Source organism: Micromonospora sp. NPDC004336 (genome assembly GCF_053602615.1).
Window position 1 is genome coordinate 1 of record NZ_JBSGDY010000283.1, and the last position, 4,805, is coordinate 4,805.

Below are 4,805 nucleotides of genomic sequence, written 5' to 3' on the forward strand. Positions count from 1 at the left end.
GCGGGGCCCCCCCCCCCCACACGGGGGGGGCCCCCGCCGCCAGGTCACCGCGCCCACCCCGGAAGGACCTGCCATGAGCTCTACTGTCGGCGCGGCACCGCCACGGCGCGCTGCCACGCCAGTCCGCCCGCCAACCGCACCACGTCGAACCTCGTACCGGCTCGGCCGCTGGGACCTCAAGTACTCGCCGTACCTCTACGTCGCGCCGTTCTTCGTCCTCTTCGGGATCTTCGGCCTCTTTCCCGTCCTCTACACCGTCTACGTCTCGCTCTTCGACTACGAGCTGCTCAGCGGCACCAAGGAGTACGCGGGGCTGGAGAACTACCGCGAGCTGCTGGCGGACAGCCAGTTCTGGAACGCCGCGTACAACACGGTCGGCATCTTCGTGCTCAGCACGGTGCCGCAGCTCATCGTCGCGCTCCTGCTCGCCAACATGCTGAACCGGCAGCTGCGCGCCCGGACGCTGCTACGCATGGGCATTCTCCTCCCGAACATCACCTCCGTGGCGGCGGTCGGCATCATCTTCGCGCTGATCTTCGCCGACCGGTACGGGCTGGTGAACTGGTTGCTCGGCAGCGTCGGCATCGATCCGATCGCCTGGCGGGACAACCGCTACGCCTCCTGGTCCGCGATCGCCGCGATGGTCGACTGGCGGTGGACCGGCTACAACGCCCTGATCTACCTCGGTGCCATGCAGGCCATTCCCAAGGACCTGTACGAGTCGGCGTCACTGGACGGTGCCTCGGCGTGGCGGCAGTTCTGGCAGATCACCGTGCCGCTGATCCGGCCGACCATCGTGTTCACGGCCATCATCTCCACCATCGGCGGCCTGCAGATCTTCACCGAGCCGCTGATGTACGGCTACGGGATGATCCGCGGTGGTGCGGAGCACGAGTTCCAGACCCTGGCGATGTACATCTACGAGCGGACCTTCACCGGTAACGCCGAGTACGGCTACGGCGCCGCCATGTCCTGGATGCTGTTCATGATGATCATTGTCTTCGCGCTGATCAACTTCGCGCTGGTCCGCCGCTCGGTGAAGGGGGAGCAGCGATGACCACCACCCAGGCCCTGCCCCGCTCGGTGGCTCCGCCGCCGGGCGCCCGGCCGCCCCGCCGACGCCGCCGTGCCCCCGGTGGCCAGCTCTGGCAGGCCAGCCCGCTGACCTATCTCGCGTTGATCGTCGGCTCGATTCTGTCGATCTTCCCGATCGTCTGGTCGTTCATCGTCGCGTCCCGGGACAACGGCGCGGTCTACGAGATGCCGCCCACCCCGGGCGGGCTGCTCTTCGACAACATCGAGCGGATGCTCGCCAACGAGGACGCCGCATTCCTCTACGGGCTGGCCAACTCGGCCGTGGTCTCGAGCATCGTCACCGTCTCGGTGATCTTCTTCTCCAGCCTGGCCGGCTTCGCCTTCGCCAAGCTGAAGTTCCGGGGCCGCAACGGACTGCTGTTGGTGATCATCCTGACCATGATGGTGCCGACTCAACTCGGCATCATCCCGCTCTACCTGATGATGGTCGAGTTGGAGTGGACCGGCACCCTGCAGGCGGTCATCGTGCCGTTCCTCGTGCAGGGCTTCGGGGTGTTCATGATGCGCCAGTACGCCATCTCCGCGATCAGCGACGAGCTGATCGAGGCGGCCCGCCTCGACGGCTGCTCGACCTGGCGGATCTACTGGAACGTCGTGCTGCCCGCGCTGCGTCCAGCCGCGGCGGTGCTCGGACTGCTGACCTTCATGCAGACCTGGAACGAGTTCCTCTGGCCATTCATCGTGCTCACCCCGGACACTCCGACGGTGCAGTACTCCCTCAAGATTCTCTCGTCCGGCCTGTACCAGACGGACTACACCGCCCTGTTCGCCGGCACCGCGTTGGCGACCCTGCCGTTGCTGATCGTGTTCGTCATCTTCGGCCGCCAGATCATCGGTGGCATCATGGAAGGCGCCGTCAAGTCGTGAGCAACCCCGCCACCCCGCCCGCCGTCGGCGTCCTCGACGACCGTCCGCCGCTGACCTTCCCGCCCGGCTTCCTCTGGGGCGCGGCGACCGCCGCGTACCAGATCGAGGGCGCGGCGGCCGACGGCGGCCGGGCCCCGTCGATCTGGGACACCTTCAGCCACACCCCCGGCCGGGTGGTCGCCGGACACACCGGCGACGTCGCCTGCGACCACTACCACCGGCTGAGCGCCGACGTCGCGCTGATGGCCGAGCTGGGCCTCAGGTCCTACCGGTTCTCGGTGTCCTGGCCGCGGGTCCAGCCCGGCGGCCGCGGCCCGGCCAACGCCGAGGGGCTCGACTTCTACTCGCGGCTGGTCGACGAGCTGCTGGCGCACGGGATCGAGCCGTGGCTCACCCTCTACCACTGGGACCTGCCGCAGCCGCTGGAGGACGCGGGCGGCTGGCCGGCCCGGGACACCGCCGCGCGGTTCGCCGACTACACCACGCTGGTCGCCGACGCCCTCGGCGACCGGGTGCGCTACTGGACCACGCTCAACGAGCCGTGGTGCTCGGCGTTCCTCGGCTACGGCTCCGGCGTGCACGCGCCGGGCCGCTCCGACGGCGCCGACGCCGTCCGGGCCGGGCACCACCTGATGCTCGGCCACGGCCTCGCCGTGCGGGCGCTGCGCGCGACCCGGCCGACCGCCGAGGTCGGGGTGACGGTCAACCTCTACCCGGTCACCCCCGCCAGCGACGCGCCCGCCGACGTCGACGCCGCGCGGCGCATCGACGGGCTGGCCAACCGCTTCTTCCTCGACCCGCTGCTGCGCGGGTCCTACCCGGCGGACCTGATGGCCGACCTGGCCGGCGTCACCGACTTCGGGCACGTGCGCGACGGCGACCTCGCGACCATCGCCACCCCGCTGGACCTGGTCGGCGTCAACTACTACAGCCGCCACGTGGTCGCCGCCCCCGTCGAGGGCGCCGCGCCGGAGCCGTACTGGCGGGCGCCGTCCTGCTGGCCGGGCAGCGAGGACGTCCGGTTCGTCACCCGGGGCGTCCCCGTCACCGACATGGGTTGGGAGATCGACGCGCCCGGCCTGGTGGAGACGCTGCGCCGGGTGCACGAGGAATACACGGACCTGCCGCTCTACGTCACCGAGAACGGCTCCGCCTTCGTCGACGAGGTGGTGGACGGGCGGGTCGACGACGTCGACCGGCTGGCGTACTTCGACGCCCACCTGCGGGCCGCGCACGAGGCGATCGAGGCCGGGGTGCCCCTGCGCGGCTACTTCGCCTGGTCGCTGATGGATAATTTCGAGTGGGCCTGGGGCTACACCAAGCGGTTCGGGATGATCTACGTCGACTACGACAGCCAGCTCCGCATCCCCAAGTCCAGCGCCAGGTGGTACGCCGAGGTGATCCGACGCAACGGTCTGGCCGCACAATAGGCGAGGGCCAGCCATCAACGGGCGGCCCCGGCGACCACCCCCGCGCGGGAGTGGTCGCCGGGGCCGGCCCGCCGTCGGAGGAGCAGACGATGACAACGCAGCGCACCCGGTCGCTCGGGCGCCCGACCCTCGACGCCGTCGCCGCGCGCGCCGGCGTCGGCCGCGGGACGGTCTCCCGCGTGGTCAACGGCTCGCCGCAGGTGAGCCCCGAGGCGCGCGCCGCGGTGCAGCAGGCCATCGCCGAGCTGGGGTACGTGCCGAACCGCGCCGCCCGCGCCCTGGTCACCCAGCGCACCGACTCGATCGCCCTGGTGGTCTCCGAGTCCGGCGACCGGGTCTTCACCGAGCCGTTCTTCGCCGGCATCGTCCGGGGCGTCAGCTCCGGCCTGCTGGAGACGCCCCTGCAGCTCTGGCTGGCGATGGTGCAGTCGCCGATCGAGCGGGAGCGGGTCGAGCACCACCTGACCAACCAGCACGTCGACGGGGTCCTGCTGCTGTCGCTGCACGACTCCGACCCGCTGCCCACCCTGCTGGAGGAGCGCGGTCTGCCCACCGTGCTCGGCGGGCGGCCGGCGCGGATGCTGGAGCCCGGCGCGCAGCCCGCGTACTACGTCGACGTGGACAACGTCGGCGGCGCCCGCCGCGCCGTCGAGCACCTGGCCGGCCGTGGGCGGCGGCGCATCGCCACCATCGCCGGCCCGCAGGACATGGGCGCCGGCCTGGGCCGGTTGACCGGCTACCGGGAGGCCGTCAAGGCCGCCGGGGGCGGGGTCAACCCCGACCTCATCGCGTACGGGGACTTCAGCGAGGGCAGCGGGGCGGCCGGGATGCGCCGGCTGCTGGAGGTCTGCCCCGACCTCGACGCCGTCTTCGTCGCCTCGGACCTGATGGCGTTCGGTGCGCTGCGCGCGCTGCGCGAGGCGGGCCGGCGGGTGCCGGAGGACGTGGCCGTGGTCGGTTTCGACGACGCGCCGATCGCCCGGCAGTCCGACCCGCCGCTGACCACGGTCTTCCAGCCGGTGGAGGAGATGGGCCGGCAGATGGCCCGCCTGCTGGTCAGCCGCATCCGCGGCGACGAGTTCCCGTCCCCCCACATCCTCCTCGACACCCAACTAATCGCCCGAGCCTCCACCTGACGGCCCCCCACCCGCCCCCTCCCACCCCGCCCTCACGCTCCTCCCGCCCCCTCACCCTCACCCTCACCCGCGCCCTCGCCGCGCCCTCGCCCAGGCGCCGCGCCCGCGCGCCGTCGATCTTGCACTTGCTGCCCTGGCATTCCGGTCATCGCTCGTATTTCGAGGGCACAAAGTGCAAGATCGACGCCGTGACGCCGTGACGCCGTGACGCCGTGACGCCGTGACGCCGTGACGCCGTGACGCCGTGACGCCGTGACGCCGTGACGCCGTGACGCCG

The 4,805-nt window shown here is 71.3% G+C and carries 4 protein-coding genes; all 4 read left to right on the plus strand.

The genetic code is table 11. The features are described from left to right. Window positions 1-73 precede the first annotated feature (73 nt). Window positions 74-1,057, plus strand: a complete 984-nt coding sequence (locus tag ACWENR_RS29655; RefSeq protein ID WP_452280251.1) for a carbohydrate ABC transporter permease — start codon at window positions 74-76, stop codon at window positions 1,055-1,057. After that, window positions 1,054-1,962: a carbohydrate ABC transporter permease gene (locus ACWENR_RS29660; protein ID WP_452280252.1), complete on the plus strand. Its 909-nt coding sequence runs from the start codon at window positions 1,054-1,056 to the stop codon at window positions 1,960-1,962. The genes ACWENR_RS29655 and ACWENR_RS29660 overlap by 4 nt, the downstream gene beginning before the upstream one ends. Then, complete coding sequence (locus ACWENR_RS29665; protein ID WP_452280253.1) at window positions 1,959-3,392, plus strand: GH1 family beta-glucosidase; 1,434 nt, start codon at window positions 1,959-1,961, stop codon at window positions 3,390-3,392. Before ACWENR_RS29660 ends, ACWENR_RS29665 begins: the two co-directional genes overlap by 4 nt. Window positions 3,393-3,481: 89 nt before the next feature. After that, window positions 3,482-4,528, plus strand: a complete 1,047-nt coding sequence (locus ACWENR_RS29670; protein ID WP_452280254.1) for a LacI family DNA-binding transcriptional regulator — start codon at window positions 3,482-3,484, stop codon at window positions 4,526-4,528. The last annotated feature ends 277 nt before the right edge of the window (window positions 4,529-4,805 follow it).

Coding starts and splice junctions, on each gene's coding strand:
- ACWENR_RS29655 (WP_452280251.1), top strand. CDS start 74: ATGAGCTCTACTGTCGGCGCGGCACCGCCACGGCGCGCTGCCACGCCA.
- ACWENR_RS29660 (WP_452280252.1), top strand. CDS start 1,054: ATGACCACCACCCAGGCCCTGCCCCGCTCGGTGGCTCCGCCGCCGGGC.
- ACWENR_RS29670 (WP_452280254.1), top strand. CDS start 3,482: ATGACAACGCAGCGCACCCGGTCGCTCGGGCGCCCGACCCTCGACGCC.